The sequence below is a fragment of the Leucobacter chinensis genome (assembly GCF_019049105.1).
Classification (GTDB): Bacteria; Actinomycetota; Actinomycetes; order Actinomycetales; family Microbacteriaceae; genus Leucobacter_A; species Leucobacter_A chinensis.
The window spans coordinates 89,739-108,154 of the sequence record NZ_JAHQZR010000004.1 but is presented as its reverse complement, the minus strand read 5'-3'; the positions used below and the strand labels follow the sequence as shown (position 1 = coordinate 108,154).

General features: G+C 64.5%; 19 protein-coding genes and 1 tRNA gene. 8 read left to right on the top strand and 12 right to left on the bottom strand.

All coding sequences use genetic code 11. The features are described 5' to 3' along the window. Positions 1–156: 156 nt before the first annotated feature. Genes KTJ78_RS05590 through KTJ78_RS05570 form a run of 5 tightly spaced genes read right to left on the bottom strand, consistent with a single transcriptional unit; the run spans position 157 to position 5,347 of the window. A complete protein-coding gene (locus KTJ78_RS05590; protein WP_217133439.1) occupies positions 157–1,302 on the bottom strand; it encodes a M20 family metallopeptidase in 1,146 nt (381 codons plus the stop codon). Continuing rightward, entirely contained in the window at positions 1,303–2,307 is a 1,005-nt protein-coding gene (locus KTJ78_RS05585) for a ketopantoate reductase family protein (protein WP_217133437.1), read from the bottom strand. Continuing rightward, a complete protein-coding gene (locus KTJ78_RS05580; protein ID WP_217133435.1) occupies positions 2,304–3,095 on the bottom strand; it encodes an SDR family NAD(P)-dependent oxidoreductase in 792 nt (263 codons plus the stop codon). The genes KTJ78_RS05585 and KTJ78_RS05580 overlap by 4 nt, the downstream gene beginning before the upstream one ends. Then, on the bottom strand, positions 3,095–4,405 hold the full coding sequence (locus KTJ78_RS05575; RefSeq protein WP_217133433.1) for an MFS transporter: 1,311 nt from the start codon (positions 4,403–4,405) through the stop codon (positions 3,095–3,097). Before KTJ78_RS05575 ends, KTJ78_RS05580 begins: the two co-directional genes overlap by 1 nt. Before the next feature lie 42 nt (positions 4,406–4,447). Then, entirely contained in the window at positions 4,448–5,347 is a 900-nt protein-coding gene (locus KTJ78_RS05570) for a polysaccharide deacetylase family protein (protein WP_217133431.1), read from the bottom strand. Between the two features lie 171 nt (positions 5,348–5,518). Between KTJ78_RS05570 and KTJ78_RS05565 the strand changes: the two genes are divergently transcribed. Then, positions 5,519–6,574 carry an Lrp/AsnC family transcriptional regulator gene (locus KTJ78_RS05565; protein WP_217133429.1) on the top strand — a complete coding sequence of 352 codons (1,056 nt, stop codon included), beginning with the start codon at positions 5,519–5,521 and terminating at the stop codon, positions 6,572–6,574. Between the two features lie 4 nt (positions 6,575–6,578). Here the strand turns inward: KTJ78_RS05565 and KTJ78_RS05560 are convergent, their stop codons facing one another. From KTJ78_RS05560 to KTJ78_RS05545, 4 genes are all read right to left on the bottom strand, one after another. Then, positions 6,579–8,456 carry an ABC transporter ATP-binding protein gene (locus tag KTJ78_RS05560; protein WP_217133427.1) on the bottom strand — a complete coding sequence of 626 codons (1,878 nt, stop codon included), beginning with the start codon at positions 8,454–8,456 and terminating at the stop codon, positions 6,579–6,581. 35 nt (positions 8,457–8,491) lie between these two features. Continuing rightward, entirely contained in the window at positions 8,492–8,989 is a 498-nt protein-coding gene (locus KTJ78_RS05555) for a PACE efflux transporter (protein WP_217133425.1), read from the bottom strand. Between the two features lie 124 nt (positions 8,990–9,113). Then, entirely contained in the window at positions 9,114–9,725 is a 612-nt protein-coding gene (locus KTJ78_RS05550; protein WP_217133420.1) for a 1-acyl-sn-glycerol-3-phosphate acyltransferase, read from the bottom strand. A gap of 104 nt (positions 9,726–9,829) precedes the next feature. Then, positions 9,830–10,114, bottom strand: a complete 285-nt coding sequence (locus KTJ78_RS05545) for a helix-turn-helix domain-containing protein (RefSeq protein ID WP_217133419.1) — start codon at positions 10,112–10,114, stop codon at positions 9,830–9,832. 159 nt (positions 10,115–10,273) lie between these two features. Here KTJ78_RS05545 and KTJ78_RS05540 point away from each other — a divergent pair, with 159 nt between their 5' ends. From KTJ78_RS05540 to KTJ78_RS05515, 6 genes are read left to right on the top strand one after another with little or no spacing between them, the layout of a single operon-like run. Further along, complete coding sequence (locus tag KTJ78_RS05540) at positions 10,274–10,975, top strand: hypothetical protein (protein ID WP_217133418.1); 702 nt, start codon at positions 10,274–10,276, stop codon at positions 10,973–10,975. A gap of 25 nt (positions 10,976–11,000) precedes the next feature. Further along, positions 11,001–11,786 carry a thioesterase family protein gene (locus KTJ78_RS05535; protein ID WP_369807989.1) on the top strand — a complete coding sequence of 262 codons (786 nt, stop codon included), beginning with the start codon at positions 11,001–11,003 and terminating at the stop codon, positions 11,784–11,786. Further along, positions 11,783–12,970 (top strand): winged helix-turn-helix domain-containing protein, encoded by a 1,188-nt coding sequence (locus KTJ78_RS05530; protein ID WP_217133416.1) that lies wholly within the window; start codon positions 11,783–11,785, stop codon positions 12,968–12,970. The genes KTJ78_RS05535 and KTJ78_RS05530 overlap by 4 nt, the downstream gene beginning before the upstream one ends. Positions 12,971–13,011: 41 nt before the next feature. Further along, a complete protein-coding gene (locus tag KTJ78_RS05525) occupies positions 13,012–13,698 on the top strand; it encodes a LysE family translocator (protein ID WP_217133414.1) in 687 nt (228 codons plus the stop codon). 44 nt (positions 13,699–13,742) lie between these two features. Continuing rightward, a complete protein-coding gene (locus tag KTJ78_RS05520; protein ID WP_217133412.1) occupies positions 13,743–14,312 on the top strand; it encodes a DUF308 domain-containing protein in 570 nt (189 codons plus the stop codon). Between the two features lie 14 nt (positions 14,313–14,326). Further along, on the top strand, positions 14,327–14,620 hold the full coding sequence (locus KTJ78_RS05515; RefSeq protein WP_217133410.1) for a cupin domain-containing protein: 294 nt from the start codon (positions 14,327–14,329) through the stop codon (positions 14,618–14,620). A gap of 160 nt (positions 14,621–14,780) precedes the next feature. Here the strand turns inward: KTJ78_RS05515 and KTJ78_RS05510 are convergent, their stop codons facing one another. Next, positions 14,781–15,806, bottom strand: a complete 1,026-nt coding sequence (locus tag KTJ78_RS05510; protein WP_217133408.1) for a helix-turn-helix transcriptional regulator — start codon at positions 15,804–15,806, stop codon at positions 14,781–14,783. Positions 15,807–15,935: 129 nt separating this feature from the next. Between KTJ78_RS05510 and KTJ78_RS05505 the strand changes: the two genes are divergently transcribed. Next, the gene (locus KTJ78_RS05505; protein WP_217133406.1) at positions 15,936–16,475 is read left to right on the top strand and encodes a carboxymuconolactone decarboxylase family protein; all 540 of its coding nucleotides are present in this window, start codon (positions 15,936–15,938) and stop codon (positions 16,473–16,475) included. Between the two features lie 316 nt (positions 16,476–16,791). Here KTJ78_RS05505 and KTJ78_RS05500 read toward each other — a convergent pair whose 3' ends face one another. Together KTJ78_RS05500 and KTJ78_RS05495 are read right to left on the bottom strand one after the other, a co-directional pair. After that, on the bottom strand, positions 16,792–18,309 hold the full coding sequence (locus KTJ78_RS05500) for an L-lactate permease (RefSeq protein WP_217133405.1): 1,518 nt from the start codon (positions 18,307–18,309) through the stop codon (positions 16,792–16,794). A 22-nt stretch (positions 18,310–18,331) separates the two neighbouring features. Then, a tRNA-Cys gene (locus tag KTJ78_RS05495) sits at positions 18,332–18,402 on the bottom strand. Positions 18,403–18,416: the final 14 nt, after the last annotated feature.

Genomic DNA, 18,416 nt, shown 5'->3' with positions numbered 1-18,416 from the left:
CGGGAGCCGGGAGCGGGAGCGCGGGAGCGCGGCAGCGGGAGCGCGGGAGGCGGGAGCGCGGCAGCGGGAGCGCAGCAGCGAGCGCGCAGCGCGCTGCGGAGCCCGGCGTGGGGCGCACAGCACGCCGGTGTGCCGCGCCCCCACGCCAGGCGGCTGTTACTGCGCGAGACGCAGCAGCATCCTGGCCGCGAGGGCAGCACGCTGCACCATGCCATCAACGCTCACCCACTCGTGACGAGCGTGAGCGCCCTCGCCGACAGCACCGAGGCCGTCAAGCACCGGCAAGCCAAGAGCCGAAGCAAAGTTGCCGTCGCTCGCACCGCCAACGCTAATCTCAGCGAGGTCGAAGCCCAGCGCTCCTGCCTCTTCACGGGCAAGCGTGTAGAGCCGCGCGTTACCCTCGGTACGCGGCATAACGGGCCGGTTCCACTCTCCCGTGACGTGAATGCTCGCGGCAGGGTTATGAGGCTCCAACCCCTCGAGCAGCGCGTCAATGCGGTCGGCCTCGGCTTGTGTCGAGACGCGAACATCGACCTGCCCCTCGGCATGCCCAGCAGTCACGTTCGAACGGCTACCACCCGAGATAAGCCCCACATTAACGCTTGTACCAGCGTTGAGATCAGCGGCGTCGTGCAGACTACGCACCACTCTCGATACCTCGTCGATAGCGCTCACTCCTCGCTCCGGATCAAGCCCTGCGTGGCTCTCAACACCAGCGACCTCAACACGAAACATGCCGACGCCCTTGCGTGCGGTCTTCACGGCGGCATCAGCGCTTGCCTCGAACACGAGAACAGCGTCGGCCTCGCGAGCGACTTGTTCAATGATCGGCCGGGAAGCGGGCGATCCGATCTCTTCGTCACCGTTCAGCACGAGACTCACTCGTGGCACGGGGAGGCCGCTCTCGTACGCGGTCTTGAGACCCCACACGAACTGCACGAGGCCCGCTTTCATATCGAAGCACCCGGGCCCGGTGAGGCGATCACCCTCGATGGTGACGGGCCAGTTCGAGAGCGTTCCTGCAGGCCATACGGTGTCGTAGTGGCACAGCACGGCAACGTTCCCCGTCGCCCCGTTCCGAGCGCCGTAGACGTTCACCCCGACGGGGCCATGCACATCATCTTCGTGACGCTCCGACATCTCGGGGGCCCCGAGCCGCGACTCGAGAAAGTCTTGCACCCAGTCGAAACCACGGCGCAAAAGCTCGAGGTCGTCAGAGGGCGTCTCCTGCTCGATGTACGCGGTCAGGTCTGCCACCATGGTTTCCCGTGCGGTTTCAAGGGTCACGTTCTCGTCACTCATTTATTTCACCTTTGCTAGTTCTTCGATGTGGGTCTCAGCCATTGGTTCGCCCTGCTCAATCGCCTGAATGAGCTCCATCAGTCGCCTGATCTTAGGCATCCTCATGCTGTGCTGTTCGCCAAAAGCCAGCATCGCCCGAAACTGTGCTGGCACCTCGGTTGGGCGTTTCCGTACGGCAAGGTCTCGCCAAATACCAGAGCGGGTTTTGGTTTGCGTTGCGAGCCACGCGACGAGACCGTCGGTCGCCGCGTCGGTTTCGGCCTGATCGGCCGTTGCTCGGTAGGCCGAGGGCACAAACGCGTCAAAGGGCTCGGGATGAATGCCCATAGCGTCAGTCAGCTCGAGTACCTCTGCCGCGAGTTCTGCCATGAGGCCACGGTGTCGATCAATGAGCACCGACATATCTTCATCAGCGAGCGCGGTCGCGATGAGCATGCTGCCAAAGGCGAGCTTCGACCAGAGGAAACCCTCGACGTTGTCAGAGATGACTGGCGTGCCCCAGAGCCGAAGGTCGTGAACGAGGGACTCGATACGCTCGCTCGATCCACCCGTGTATTCCCCGATGGCCATGGCGCCGATGCCTCCGTCTTGAATGACTCCGGGAGCGATGACGTCGGCGAAAAGGTCAACAAAGCAGGCTACGGTACGTTCGGCACCCACGTGCTTCGCGATCGTCGCCTCGTTGAGCCCATTCTGGGCAGAAACAACCCAGCCATGGTCACTGAGCCGCGGAGCGATCCACGCGGCTGCGCTGTCGGTCGCCTGCGCTTTCACCGCGAGAATCACGGCCTCGAGACGCTCTGGCGCCTCATCGAGGTGGTACGCCGTAACGCGAACAACAAGCTCACCGTCTGGGCGTTGAATCGTAATGCCCCGCTCTCGCAACGCCGCAACGTGGTCGTGGTCGGCGTCGATAATCACGACCTCAGCACCGCCCTCGACGAGGTACGCGGCAAGAGTGCCACCGATGGCCCCGCCACCGACGATCGTGTATGCGTTCATCATGATTCCTCTCGTGTGCCCGTGATCACCGGCTCGTGCCAGTGCAGCGGGAGTTGGTTTGTCCCGGTCGATGCGCCACCGTCAACGCGGATCACGGCGCCGGTGACCCACTCAGCAGCGTCGCTCGCAAGCCATCGAACCGCCTGAGCGATATCGCTCGGCTGCCCCTTGCGCCCAAGCGGGTTCACCGAGACCGCTTCGACGTACTCATCGCTCAGTGGGTTTGCTTGCCCCTCGACAACGATGAAGCCAGGGGCGACAACGTTCACCCTTATCCCGTACTCACCAAGCTCAAGCGCCGCGGCCTTCGACGCCGATTCAAGCGCGGCCTTCGACGTCGAGTACGGCGCTGCTCCTGGCCGAGCTCGCAGTGCGGCACCCGATGAGATCGTCACCACGTTCGGCTTCGTGCCCTCTGAGATCGCACGCTTGGCAAGTTCGACCGTGAGCATGATGGGCGCTCGGGTGTTGAGGTCTTGCACGAGGTTCCACGTTGCCGAGTCAAGCTCAAGAAACGGCGTCGCCGGGTACACGCCAGCGGCGCACACGAGCACATCGATGGGAGCGTTACTCCACGCCGCCGCGATAACCCGTTCGGCAGCGCCATCTTCACGAAGGTCGGCAACCACCTGGTGCACCATTCCGGTCGATCCCGCAAGCTCAGCGGCGTGAGCCTCGAGACCTGCGGTATCGCGATCGACGAGGGTCACTCGGAAGCCGTCGGCGGCAAAGCTCGCGGCAATTGCTTTTCCAATACCGGCAGCTGCGCCGGTCACGACAGCGTGCCGCATTAGTCGAGCTCCTTACCCTTGGTCTCGGGCATCGTGAGGTATACCGCGAGCCCGATGAGCGCAGCGATTGAACAGTACACCCACACGAGGTGCCCGTATCCATTCTGATTCATCCAGGTCGTGATGTACGGTGCCGTACCGCCAAACACAGCGACCGCGAGGGCGTACGGTAGGCCAATTCCAGTCGCACGCACCTCGGCGGGAAACTGCTCGGCCATGATCACGGCACAGTTTGCCGAGTAGCCGACAAGGAAGAAAAGGCCGATGAGTTCAATCGCGAGCAGCACCCAAAAGTTGGCCTGTAGCAGCGCAAATGCGGGGTATGAGATGACGAGAAAGCCAGCAGCAAAGCCAGCCATGGTGGGCTTACGGCCGATCTTGTCTGAAAGCAGGCCGCCGAAAGGCAGCAGGCACAGGAAGAAGATCATGCCAATGAAGTTTGCGAGCAACGCCTGATTCAAAGGAATACCCGTTGTGATGTGCGCATAGGTGGGCATGTAGCTCACCCACATGTAATAGAGCAGTGTGCCCGCGATCGTGATGCCGAAGACGCGCAGGGTCGCTGCCGGGTGATAGCGGAACATATCAAACATGGCCCAACGGCGCTTCTTCGTGGCCTTCTCATCTTGCTCGGCGACGCGCTCGAACGACTCGGTCTCTTCAACTGAGCGACGCAGCCAGAGCCCAACGAGGCCGAGCGAGGCAGCAATAATGAAGGCAAGGCGCCAGCCCCAGCCATCGAGCGCTTCAGGCGAAAGTGTCGTGGTGATAACCGTTCCCATGCCCGAGGCAATGAGCACGCCAGCACCCACCGAGACCTGCTGCCATGAGCCAGCGAATGCCCGTCGCTCTGGCGCTGCTGACTCAATGAGAAACGCCGACGATGAGCCGAATTCGCCTCCGGCTGCGAAGCCCTGAACAAGCCTCGCAAAGACGAGAATGATCGGTGCGAGAAGGCCGATCTGGTTGTAGGTCGGAGCGAGGCCAATGAGCAGTGTCGCGGCTGCCATCATGCTGATCGTGAGCACGAGGCCTTTTTTACGCCCGAAACGGTCGGCGTATGAGCCCATTACTGCTGCGCCGATCGGGCGCATGATGAAGCCAACCGCGAAGATGGCCATGGTTGAAAGAAGCGCCGCGAGTTCATTGCCTTCGGGGAAGAAGTGGTGGGCGAACACGGCTGCGAAGGTCGTGTAGACCGCCCAGTCAACCCATTCGACGGCGTTTCCAATGGAACCAGCGATGAGGGCTTTCTTACCCCTCGCGGTGAGCTTTGTGCGATCGACTGATTCAGTCGTTTGCGTGGTCATAGTGTCTCGTTTCTCGGTACGGGTGAGTGACGCGTCTTCGCGTCAAATGAGTGGTGCGACGTGTGAAGCGAGCTGCGCGTGGGTCGCATACCAAACGCGATGCTGTGAGATGTAGCTGAGCAGCTCATCGAGTACGAAAAGCCGCGAGCGATGGCCAATGATGTGCGGGTGCAGCGTGAGGTTGAACACTCCACCTTCGGCAAGCGCACCGTCAAACTCGTCTTTCCACACCTGGAGCAGTTCCCTTGGGGTGTACGTGGGCCGTAGCCCGCCAAAGCGATCCATCATGAGAAATGGTGCGTCGTCGCGAATCCACTCAACGGGAATCTCGATGATGCCCGTCTGCTCGCCCTCGGCAAGCAGCTCGTAGGGCTCATCGTCAGCCATGAGCGACGAGTCATAGTGAAACCCAAGTTCTCGAATGATGTCGAGGGTGTGCGGTGAGAAGTCCCACGAAGGGGTGCGGATCCCTACCGGGCGAACGCCCGCCTGCATCTCGAGCACGTCGGCCGCGCGGGCGAGCAAATCGCGCTCGGCCTCACGCGGGAGCAACGAGTTGCGCTCGTGGATCCACCCGTGCACTCCGACCTCGTGGCCGCGTTCGACGTAACCAGGCACCTCATCTGGGCGTTGCAACGCGCAGACCGCTGGAATGAAGAACGATGCCGGCACGGCGTGACGCTCAAGTAAGGCCAGGATGCGCGGCACTGCGACCCGTGCCCCGTACTCCCCCATTCCCATGGCCGCAGGAGTCACATTCCCGTCACGGAGAAAGGGAGTCTCGTGGTCGGAGTCGAATGAAATAAGCACGGCGGCTTCTGCGCCACCCGGCCAGCGTTCTTCAGGCACCTCGGCGACGAGGCGACGCCCCGCTCGAACGCGGTTAATGTGACCGCGCCACACCGGTTCGGGCCACTGCCATGGTTCTTGGTTCACCGACATCGGCTCCCTTGCCCTCCTTGCACGCCACCGTGCAACTCGTTATCTTTCAGCGATTGTTGCAAGAATAATATGATCGTTCATATTTGTCTATTTCTATTTTGAAATCTTTCACTTGGGGTCACGTTGGCGAGGTGTTGTTTCACAGCTGACACCGCGCGTTATCCTAAACGTATGCATGTGCCCCCTTTTACCCAGCGCACGCAGGGCGCGGTCACTCTTTCTGACACCGACCTCGATATCATCGCCGCCCTGCAGCTGGCACCTCGAGCGTCGTTCACCGCGCTCGCCGAGATTCTCGACACCACCTCGGCAACGCTCGGCAAACGAGTGCAAAATCTTCAGGAGCAGCGCGTCATGAGCGTTATCGGCAGAGTCTCCTGGCCTATCGTGTCGTCGTACAACCCATTCGAACTATGGATTAGGACGCGCCCAGGAGAGAGCCTGTCCGTCGCGCAGAGCCTGCTCCAGTTTCCAGAGGCGCAGTTTGTCATGCAAGCAACCGGCTCAGCCGACGTTTTCGCGACGATCGTGCCGCTGCACGGCACCGATTATTATGAGCTACTCTCTCGTACGATTCCTCAACTCGACGGGATCGTCGCGGTCGAAAGCAACCTCATTCTGCACTCGGAATTTGTCGGCACCTCATGGCGACTCCGTCGTCTCACCGCCGAGCAAGAACTCGCGCTCACAGCACTGACTGAACACGACGAAGAAGCGCCGATCACCTCAGTCACAGACCTCAGCTCTGTCGAATTCGAGGCTCTCAAAATGCTTCGGGTCAACGGCCGAGTCTCGTCGGCAGAGGTCGCTCGCAAACTCGGCATCTCATCATCGACCGCCTTCCGCACAGTTGGCCGCTTACTCGGTTCAGGAGCGGTGACTCCCCGGGTGGAGGTCGCGCCGACGACGGTCGGCTACCCGATGATGGGCGCCGTGGCCATCAGCGCCGATCCACGCCACGTGACAACAATTCTGCGTGAGCTCAGCGTGCACCCAAGCACCCGCATGTTGAGTACCGTCTCTGGCTCGTCGACCATCTCGTTCTTCGGCCAATATCAAGGGCCTCGGGAGTTCGCCGATTTCTTGCAAAGAGACCTCGCAAGCTTCGAGGGCATCACGCAGGTTCGCACGACCATCAACCTGCACGAGCTGCGCCGCCACTGGGTCGACCGTGACAACGGGCTCCTTGGGTCACAGGTCGAACAGATCGTTCGCCGAGACGCCTAGGGCTCTACCTCGCCTGCTGCGAGAAGAGCTCAGCGTAGGCGCCGCCGGTTGCGAGCAACTGCTCGTGCGTGCCCTGCTCGATGAGACGGCCGCGGTCGATGACGAGAATGCGGTCGGCGTCAATGATGGTCGAGAGGCGGTGCGCGATGGCGATCGTGGTGCGGCCCTCGCGGGCACCGTCGAGGGCGCCCTGCACGATTCGCTCGCTCACGGTGTCGAGGGCGCTCGTTGCCTCGTCGAGAATGAGCACCGGCGGGTTTTTGAGCAGTACTCGGGCGATCGCGAGGCGCTGCTTCTCGCCTCCCGAGAGGCGGTAGCCGCGCTCGCCCACGACCGTGTCGTAGCCGCCCGAGAACGAGACGATGGCGTCGTGAATATTGGCCATGCGCGCGGCGGCCTCGAGTTCGGCTTGGGTGGCCTCAGGCTTCGCGTAGCGCAGGTTCTCAGCGATGGTGCCGTGAAAGAGGTAGGACTCCTGGGTGACCATGCCGATCTGATCCATGAGGCCCGAGAGGGTGAGGTCACGCACGTCGGTTCCGCTGAAGCGCACGGCACCGCCACTCACGTCGTAGAGTCTCGGCACGAGCGAGCCAATCGTTGTCTTGCCCGACCCCGAGGGGCCGACGATCGCGACGAACTCGCCAGGCTCAACCGTAAACGAGACATCATCGAGCGTGGGGCGCTCGGTCGGGTTCGTGTCGTCGTAGCGAAAGGTGACGTGGTCGAACTCGACCGATCCGCCGTGGGGTGGGCTCATGTCGGGGGCCGTCGCACCCTCTGCCTCGACAATGCGCGGCGTGAGGTTCAGGTACTCGAAGATGCGTGCGAAGAGCGCTTTTGACGTTTGCAGGTCGAGGGCGATGCGCATGAGCGCCATCATCGGAAAGAGCAGCCGCGACTGCACGGTGGTGAAGGCAACGATCGTTCCGGCGGTGATGCCCGCGTCGAAGCCCTGGCCCTGCGCGTGGGCAATGAGGAAGCCCGAGACGAGGTAGACGATGGCGGGTACCGCCGACATAAAGACCTGCACGAGGGCGAAGAACACCTGGCCGCTCATCGTGAGCTTCACCTGCAAGCCGATCTGGCGATCGTTCTCGGTTGAGTAGCGCTCGGTTTCAGCACCCTGCTGCGAGAACGTCTTCGCGAGTAGCACGCCCGAGATCGAGAGCGTCTCTTGCGTGATCGCTGTCATTTCACTGAGCGACTCCTGCGTGCGGGCCGCGATGCGCGCACGCACCTGACCAACGCGGCGCTGCGCGACGACGAGCACGGGCATGATGAGCACCGCGATGAGGGTGAGCTGCCAGCTGAGCAGCAGCATCGCGACGAAGGCGGCAATCACGGTGACGGTGTTGCCGACGACGTTTGAGACGGTGTTCGTGAGCACGTTGGCGACACCGCCGACATCGTTTTGTAGGCGCGACTGAATGACGCCGGTTTTCGTGCGGGTGAAGAAGCCAAGCTCCATGGCCTGCAGGTGCGTGAAGAGCTTCACGCGCAGGTCGCCCATGACACGGTTGCCGACCTTCGCGGTGATGATCGTTTGCACGATCCCGAGGGCGCTCGAGACGACAAATATAGCGATCATCGCGACGACGAGCCAGGTGAGCAGCGTGAGGCTCGGGTTGCCGCCGGCCGGAAACAGCGCGTCATCGAAGATGCGCTGCGTGATGAGCGGTGGCACAATACCGAGCGCCGCGGTCACGAGCACAAGCACCGCGATAACAATGAGCTGTGACTTGTAGGGCCTGAAGAGCGCCGCAATATGCGAGCCGAGGCCCGGAATCTCTGGGGCGTCTTCGTTCAGTGACTTCTGCTTGGCGACATCGGCCGACGAGATGCGGCCGCCCCCGCCACCACCGCCCCTACCACCAAACGTCATACCTTGATGGTAGCGGCTGAGCGGCCTTTCGCCGGCTACTCCGCCCGTGTGCCGGTGACCGACGCGGGCAAACCAAAGATTGCGTCAAACATCCAAGTGTAAACGACCGTGAACACGAGAAAAAAGACGAGCAGGCTGGCCTCAATAGCGAGCGCCTCGAGGAATGAGACGTGCAGCATGAGTGCGACGATCGGAACGGTCAAGAACAGCACCCCGCCCTCATAACCAATAGCGTGGATCGTACGCGAGAGCACCCCGCGCGAGGTGGCCCCGCGGCGGCGTTCGATGCTCTCGAAGATGGTGTTCCACAGGTAGTTCCAGATGGTCGCTGCGGTCGACACGAGAATCGCAGTGGTGAACGATGAGCCGCCGCCGTGGCCGAGCAGGCCAGAGAGCACGACGGTGGTGAAGAGCACGCCCAGGCCCTCGTAGCCGGCGACGAACGTGACCCGACGAAGCGTCGGGTGCAGCTCGAAATAGCGCGGCTGAAGAGCGGGTAAGGCGATGTTAGCGGTGTGGCCCGAGATGGACACGTTATCACTCCGTTTGAACTGTACCGCGGAAGGCTCTCGTAATGGCCTTCAATCTACGCATTACATAGGCAAAAGTGTATCAAGACAACCCATTCCGTTGTCAAATTGATTATTTGCTACGGAATCAGTTGTTTCGCGACTCACGCAGGTACGCCGTCAACCGAGCCTCATCTTGCAGTCGAGGCTCGGTGCGAAGCTCGGGCTTCACGCCGGTCTTATCGGCGTAAAACTCACGAATGGTCGACATGTCTGCCTCGACATCTCCCGTGAGCCCGATGGTCGGGCCGAGGCCTGCGCTGCGAGTCGCCCCATCGGCGAAGCCCATCGTCACGGGAAGACCGGCGCGATACGCGATGCGATAAAAGCCGCTGCGCCACGACGATCCGCTTCGGGTGCCCTCGGGAGTCACGACGAGGGCGAACTCGGCGTCGCCCTTCGCGAGCGCGACGACCTCGCCCACGATCCCCTCGGGGCGCGAGCGGTCGACGGGAATGCCGCCGAGACCACGCATGATCGGGCCAGCAATGCCCTTAAAGAGTTCTTGTTTACCGAGCCAGCGAACCTTGAGGCCTGCCCGCCAAGCGATTGCGAGCATGAGCACAAAATCGAAGTTCGAGGTGTGGGGTGCGCCGAGCATCAGCCTCGGGCCATGGTGCGGGTTTGCCTCTGGCACGAGACGCCACCGCGAGAAGAGCCAAAAGATTCTCGCGACCTGACGCCGAACCCAAACACCCATGCTGAACCCTCTCTCACGAGCAGGTCGCTCGCACTCGCCACTAAGCGTGACACGCTTAGCCCCAGATCGCGAACTCAGTAAGCGATCGTATACAAGGCAAACACTCAGGATGCGCGGCGTGGCGTGACGGCATCGGTCGAACGTGGTTCGCGAAAGACCGCCGGGGTAAGCCCCTCGAGCAGCACGCCGGGGTGCACATCGAGCGCATCGGCAACACGAACGAGAGACTGCACATTCGGCATCGAACGGCCACGCTCGTAGGCGCGAATGTTCGATGAGTCAATGCCACTCACGGACGCAACCTCGTCTTGAGTCATGCCCCGCATGCGCCGTTGTTCGAGCATCAGCTGACCGATGTGCTCGGCAGCGCGTGAAGGAACCCTGGGCATACCTAACAGTGTCTCGGCACCCGGATACTTGAGCCAGGGTGTTAGACACCGGGTACCAGTACACTATCGGTATGTCTAGTCGCCGATGACCCGAGAAAGAACGCCATGATTTGCTCCAGCCAAGACCCGAGCGCAATGCCCCCGGCAAGCCTGGTCCATATGCTGTGGAATGCACCCCAGCCAAACCACTGCACGACCACCCGCGTGGCCCAGGTCACCTCAGCCCACGGGGCCGAACAGCGCCGCCTCACCGAGTTCGCCGCCATCATGAACGACCCCTGCACTCAAAATATCGTGCAGAAAACCCTCACGTTGCCCTACCCCTCATTCGAGCACCGCGTCAGCCCGCTCAACCCCTTCGGCCTCGCAGCCGACTACCTCGGCGAACCAGAACCGGGGCCCGAACACCCGATCGTGCTGCACAGCTCGCTCGGTGTCGCGTGGATCGCGCGAGACGAGGTCAACGCGCACTCCGGGTGGATCGACCGCTGGAAGGTACTCATCCAGGCAACAAGCGGCGGCGATCGCTGGTTGCCGCGCCTGATCTGGAGCGACCCCGGCCCCTTCGTCTCGCCACCCGGCGAAGCCTGCACCGGGAGCTACCTCGTCGCAGCACTCTGCGATTCAGCGGCCGAGGCACGCGCCCTCGTGACGTACATGCGAACACGCTTCTTTCGCTTTCTCGTGGCTCGGCGACGAGTCACGCAGCGCAATACCCCGTCGGTGTTTCGATTCGTACCAGACCTGCCGCTCGACCGTTTCTGGAGCGACGCTGCCCTGGAGTCGCACTTCGATCTCGACCCAGCCGAGAAAGCGACGATTGAACGCTTCGTGAGGGGCTGGCCTGCTCCGCTACGCTAGAACCTGAATCACCAAAGGGGGTAGCGTGCCCGAAGCACAGAGTTATTTCACGAGAGTCTCAGACCGTGAGTTCGCCGCAACACCACTCGTTGGCGGCGCATGGAAGTCAGACGAGCAGCACATCGCAGCCCCCATGGGCCTCCTCGCCCACCTCATCGAGCAGGATCACGCGAGGCGCGGCGGCTCGCTCGCTCTCTCGCGGGTGACCTACGACATTCTCGGCGTGATCCCCCTCGACGTCTGCGAGGTCGACGTGCGCGTCGTGCGCCCGGGCCGCACCATCGAACTCGTCGAGGCGACCCTCTCGCACGGGGGCCGCGCCGCGCTCGTCGCCAGGGCCTGGATGCTCTCGGCGAGCGACACGAGCGCGCTCGAGGGCACCGCGCTCGATGCGCTGCCGGGGCGCGACACCATGGAGCCCTGGGCCTACTCGAACGATTGGAAGGGCGAGTTCGTGCGGTCAATCGAGACCTACCGCGACCAGGAAGAACCCGGTCGCGCGAGGGGCTGGGCGCGTGCAGGCTTTGCGATTCTTGACTCAGAACCTTCGTCGTTCACAGCGAGAATGCTCGGCGTTATCGACACCGCGAACGGGCTCACCCCGCGTGAAGACCCCGCAGCCGTCATGTTCCCGAACCTCGACCTCACCGTGAGCCTCGTTCGCGAGCCCGTGAGCGAGTGGGCCGGCTACGACACGAGGGTCACCTTTGGCGCGGGCGGCCGCGGCCTCACCCAGACGATTCTGCACGACGAGGCGGGCCCCATAGGCCAGGTATCGCAGACCCTCACCGTGCGGCCGATGCCGCAATGACGCCGGGACCGCACCGCTCCCCCACGAGCCTGTCGCTGCCCGAGGCCCGCGCACTCGCCCTCGCAGCCCAGGGCTTCGGCCGGGGCCGCACGAGATCGCTCGACGACGTCATGGGCCACCTGCACGTGCTGCAGATCGACTCGGTCAACGTCTTCTCGCGCAGCCACTACATGCCGGCGTTCTCAAGGCTCGGCGTCTATTCACACGACACCCTCGACCAGCGGCTCTGGCGCGACGACGACTTCACCGAGTACTGGGCGCACGAGGCCGCCTTCATTCCCGTCGCCGACCGCCACCTCTTCGCGTGGCGCATGCACGACTTTCGCGAACGCTTTCACACCCGCGGCCGGCTGGACTCGCTCGCGGCGAGCGCCGACTTCGTGCGGGAGCGCCTCACCGCCGAGGGCCCCTTACTCGTGAACGAACTCGAGCCCCAGGGCCGCGCGAACCGCGGCGAGTGGTGGGACTGGTCAGAAACCAAGCAGGCCGTCGAGATGCTCTTTGCCACAGGCGAGGTGGTGAGCGCCGGCCGCGAGCGCTTCATGCGCCGCTACGCGCTCGCGAGCGAACAGCTGCCGACCCACGCCCTCGCAGAGACCCCGCGTGACGATGCACAGACCGAGCTCGTCGAGATCGCCTCGCGGGCCCTCGGCGTCGGCACGCTCGCCGACCTCGCCGATTATCACCGCCTGCCACTCAAAGACGCTCGCGCCGCTGTCGCCCGTCTCGAGGCCGAGGGCACGCTCGTACCCGCCACGGTCGATGGGTGGATCGACTCACGCGACAAGCCAATCGCCGCCTGGATGCACCGCGACACCCAGCCGGTGGGGCGCATTGCGCCAGATGCGTTGCTCACCCCGTTCGATCCGCTCAGCTGGTTTCGACCGCGCGCCGAACGCCTCTTCGACTTTCACTACCGCATCGAGATTTACACCCCCAAAGAGAAACGGCAGTACGGCTACTACTGCCTGCCACTCATGGTGGGCGGCAGGCTCGCGGGCCGCATCGACCTCAAGGCCGACCGCGCCCGCAGCACCCTCATGGTGCAGGCCGCATGGCAAGAGCCCCGCGCCCCGAAACGCACGCCAGAGGCCGCGGTCACGCTGCTTCGCCGCGCCGCCGCGTGGCAGGGCCTCGAACACCTCGAGTTCACGGGAGTCGGCAACCTGCCGCTCGTACTGTAACCAGGCGCGAGGAAGGCCGCCCGGCACCGTAGAATATGGTGGTGCCCCTGAGTCTCTGGATCTCGCTCGTTACCGCCTGCCTCGTCATTAGCCTGACGCCCGGCGCCGGTGCGATCAACACCATGTCGAACTCGCTCGCCGTGGGCTGGCGCCGCTCAGGCTGGGGCGTGCTCGGGCAGCAGCTCGCACTCGTCGCCCACGTCATCATCGTTGCCGCTGGCGTCGGCGTCATCGTGCAACGATCGCCGCTCATCTTCGAAATCATTCGCTATGCGGGCGCGGCCTACCTCGCCTACCTCGGCCTGCGCATGTTCTTCGCGCCCGTGAAGGCCGAGCAGCCCGTGCCGGTTCCCGCGGGTGCGGCCGGGGCCGATCCGCATGAAATCACCGCCGATACCCCCGTGCCAGCTCCCGCCGCACCGGCCAGCTCGCCCGCGGGCATGATCAGCCGCGGCTTCTGGGTCAATATGCTGAACCCGAAAGCGATTCTCTTCTTTCTCGCGTTCCTGCCGCAGTTCATCGTGCCCGGCGAACCGATCGCACGCCAGTACCTCTTTCTTATCACGACCGTCATGGCGATCGACACCGTCGTCATGTGGGGATTCTTCGCCGGGGCCGCACAGCCCTTTCAGCGCTTCAGCCGCACCGCCCGTGGCGAGCGCACCATGAACCGCGTGTTCGGCACCCTCTTCATCGCGGTTGCGGGCCTGCTGCTCTTCATTCGCTAAGCCCGGGCGCGCTACCATAGAGGGAGCACGTTGAGGAGGAAACCATGTCTCAAGGCCCAATTTTTCCCGCGGGTGATCCGTCTGGCATGCCAGGCCCCCGCATCGCAGTGCGTCAGGTCTCGTGGTGGATCTTTCTCGTGGTCGGCATTCTCTGCTGTCTCACCGCGGTCGGCCTCATGGCGTTCCCGTGGGCACCGGTGAACCTGCTCGCTTTCATCATCGGCGCGAGCTTCATCGCGTCTGGTGCGAGCGCGTTTCTCTTGCAGCGCGGCCCGGCCGGCACCATCGGCGGCCTGCTGCTCGTCGTGGGCGGCGTGCTCTCGATCGTCTTCGCTCAGTTCACGAGCGCCGTGATCGTCAACATTTTGGGCTTCGGCCTGCTCTTCATGGGCGCCCTCGGCCTACTCATCGCGGTGCGAGCGGGCGGATCGGCCGTGGTGCTGCTGCCCTCAATCGTTACGATCGCCGCTGGCGTCGTCACTCTCGTCTGGCCCACGGTCGCGCTCACGGTCGTGGCCGTGTTCATCGGCCTCGTGCTCTTCGCGATCGGCGTCTTCACCATCGTGCAGGCCTTCGCGCTGCGCAAACAACCACTCACGATCACGAGCATTTAGGAGTATCACGTTCCATGGCAACGACGCACGGCGAAACGCAACTCGACAACGAGCACTTCAGGGTCATCAAGTGGACCATTGAGCCCGGCGGAGTGATCGACATGCACACGCACGAGTACGAGTACGTGGTGGTTCCGCTCGTCACGGCATCGATGCACGTCGTGCAGGCTGACGGCCAGGAGCTCGTTGCGCAGCTCGTTGAGGGTGTCTCGTACACGCGCCCGGCCGGCTCGCGCCACCGTGTCGAAAACCGCGGGGCGACCGACACGATCGTGTTCGTCGAGGTTGAGAAAAAGCCAGGGGCGTAGGTTCCGGGAGTTCCGGGGGTTCCGGGGGTTCCGGGGGCAAATTGTTTGCACTTTTGGGGCTAAAAGCACCCAAAATGGCCGAAAAGTGCAAACAATTTGGGTGAGGTGAGCGCGCGGGCCGGCGGGAACCGGGCCGGCAGGCCGGCCGATCCGCACCCGGTTAGGGCAGGAGTGCGCGACGCGAGTCGAGCCAGGCGCGCGGCGACTGACCCTCGCGCTGGGCGAAGACCCTAGAGAAAGAGCTGCCCGTGTAGCCCACCTCGGCGGCGACCTGTGCCACCGAGTAGTCGCGCATGAGCAACTGCTTGCCCACCGTCATGCGCCAGTCGATGAGGTAGTCGTGCGGAGGCACAGCGACAAGCTCGCGGAACCTGGCCGAGAAGGCGCTGCGCGACATGTGGGCGGTCTCGGCGAGGGAATCGAGACTCCACTCGGCGCCGGGCTGCTCATGCACGGCGGTGAGGGCGCGGGCGATCTGGGGGTCGGAAAACCCTCGTATGAGACCGACCGGGGCCTCGGCGAGCTCTGGCTGGTCGAGCAGGTGGCGCAGCAGTTTCAGCAGCACGATCTCGAACACCCGGTCGACGACGTGGCGGTGACCGCACTTCACCTCGCCGGCCTCTTGTGAGAGCAGCTCGAGCGAGAGCTCGAGGCCCTGCACCTCAGCGGTGGGCACCGTGACGAGAGGGGGCATGGTGGCGACGAGCGGGTGGGTGGAAGCTCCGTCGAACTCGAGCGTCGCGCAGGCGAGATCGACCCCGCCAGGCTCTCGCGAGACGAACGTGTGTTCATGCGCCCGCGGGTAGAAGAGCAAGGTCGGCTCGGTGATCGTGCGCGCCTCGCGGCCAGACCCGTCGACGAGCGTCAGCTGCCCGGCTCGCAGCACATGCAAAAACCCCTGCCCCGGCCGCGGATCGAACCGGCGAGTGCCCCACATCGGCCCCACGTGAAACTGCTGCGCCCGAACCGAGAAGCGCCGAAGCATGGCGTCGAGGCGATCGATCGGTTGCTCGCCGCTGGGCTCGGAGGCGGGGGCCAGGCCTGGGGCGGCGATGCGCGGGGCGGCGATGCGTTGCCCGGCGGGGCTTGGCGCGGAGGCCCGGCCCAGCTCGGCAGCCGGGCGAGGGATCGCGGCTGGCTGTGGCGGGCTGGGATGATCCGCATTGGGGGCAAGGGGCGGGCGCATGTGACCAGAATACCCACATCGAGACGATCGGGCAAGAAATACGGGTGATATGACACGAATCATCCACGCGGGGCTGTGAGACTGGAGTCACCGCTGCAAAAGCGGTGTTCACGTCATGAAGGAGAAGCAATGGCACGAATACCCGTTGTTCCAGTGGCCGAGGCGAGCGCCGCGGTCAAGTCAAACCTTACGAAGATCGAGGGGGCGTTCGGGACGGTTCCGAATATGTTCGGCGTTGTCGCCAACTCACCCGCCGCCCTGCAGTCGATGTGGGGCTCATTCGGAGCCTTCTCGACCGGCTCGCTCGGCGCTGCCCTCACCGAGCAGATCGCCGTCGCAGTGGCCAACCGCAACAGCTGCAGCTACTGCCTCGCGGCCCACACCGCCCTCGGCACGCAGGCCGGTCTCACCGAAGAGCAGCTCAAAACGGCGCAGCGGGCACACTCCGATGAACCCCGCGTCGACGCACTGCTGCAGTTCGTGCACACACTCGTCGCAAACCAAGGCGAGGTGGGCGACGACGCCATCCCGGCGCTTCGCGAGCACGGATGGAGCGACGAGCAAATCGTCGAAACCATCGCCCAGGTCGGCCTCAACCTCTTTACGAACTACATCAACATCGCGCTCGACGTTCCCGTCGATTTTCCCGCGGTCCAGTTCGAACAGTAGCGAGCCGCCCATTCTGAACAGCTGATTACTCTCGTGTGGATGAGGGGTGGTGGCCCATGGTCTGGGCTGCCGCCCCTCTTTTTGGTGTTGGGCGGGGGTGGCGGTTTCGGGGGTCGGGTTTCGGTCGCGCGGGGGTTTACTTGACGAAAAGCAGGGTGTTGACGCGAAAACACCCTGCTTTTCGTCAAGTAGACGCGAATTCGGCGTGCAACGGCGTGCAGCAGCGAGGCCGCGACCGAGACAGCGACCCAAGCAGCCGCACGCCAGCAACGTAAGCAGCCGCGCGCCAGCAGCCGCACACCAGCAGCGCGCGCCCTCACCCGAGCAGCACGCAGCAGCTCACCGCGCCGAGCACCAGGCTCACCGCGCCGACGATGACGAGCATCGTGCCCTGCAGCGCGCGCGCCTCGCCGGGCACGAGCGCGAGGCGCGCGGCGAGCTCGACGCGAGCGGGGGCCGACATCATGGCGGCGGCGCTTGCGGCGTTATGCACGCCGACCGCGAGCGTCACGTCGGCTCCGAGCAGCCTGGCGACATCGGCCTGGGCCCCGGCGGCGAGGGCGTTGGCGCCCGAGTTTGAGCCGGTGATGAAGCCGATGAGGGTCGAGAAGACGGGCAGCGCGAAGAAGTAGCCCGAGCCGAGGTGGGCGAGCTGCTGAGCGACTTCCTGGGACATTCCGCTGACGCCCATGAGCGCACCGAGCGCGATGAAGAGTGCCGTCGAGGGAGCGGTCTGTAGCCACGTTTCGAGGGCGCGCGCGGTGACTGTGCGGGCATGGCCACGGTGTACGACGAGCAGCACGATGGTCGCGGCGAAGAGCCAGAAGGCCGGCGAGGTGAGGCAGGCGACAAGGGTGCGGATCGCGGGGCCGGGATCCGCCGCGGCAGCCGAGGCACCGCCAGCCGTATCAGCCGAGGCGACCGGGCCAGCCGCCGCCGTGCCAGCCGCCGCCGGGTCAGCCGCCGCCGGGCCAGCCGCCAGCGGCGCCACGAGCAGCGTCGCGGCGAGCATGCCCGCGAGCACGAAGGCGTAGGGCAGCAGGGCGCGGGCGACGGGAGCCGGGAAGGTGAGGGGGTGGCCGCGCAGGCGGCGGGCGGCGAGGTGAACGATGAGCACGAGGGCGCCGCCCATGGCTCCGGCGGGGGCGGTTCCGATGAGCAGGTTCGTACCGAGCACGCCGGCAAAGAGCACGAGGGCCGAGGCGAGGCCAGCGGCGACCGCGCGGAGGCGGCGGCCAGGGGGCGAGGCGATGAGGGCGGCGGCAACGCCAACGCCTGCGACCACGACGCCGTTGAAGAGGGCCGTCGCGACGCCGAGTTCGTCGAAGCCGACGCCGGTGAGGTGTGAGGCGATGAGGGTTCCGGGGCCCATTGACCCCCAGGGCACGGCGCACAGGCCGAGCAGCCCGAGGGCGGCGGCCTTGCGGCCCGGCAGCCCGAGGCCGAGCAGGAGCGGGATCGCGAGGGCGGCACCGATGCCGTAGCCCGTGAGTGACTCGGTGAGTGGGGTGAAGCCGTGCACGATAGCGAGCACCGGGACGATGCCCTGGCCGAGCGAGCGGGTGATCCACGTCGCGATCGTGTCTTGGTTGCCGGTGAGCCTGCCCGCCTCGGCGAAGGCGATGCCGCCGGCGAGAATGAGCATGACGTTCAGCATCACGGGCGCCCACTCGATGGCCGAGGCGCCGAGCTCGCTCGCGGGGGTCGCGAAGCGCGTGAGTATGAGGGCGACGGCAACGCCGATGCCGATGAGGGCTGCGGTGCGGCTCGAACGGCCGAGCACAAGGCCCGCGACGACCGCGACGAGCGGCAGCGCCGCGAGCATCGCACTCATCGTTCTCCTTCTCGCGCTGTAGAGGTGGGGGCAGGATTCGAACCTGCATACACAGCGTTGCGCACTGTGACCTCGCCTTTCGGTCACCCCACCGGGTGGGCCGCCGC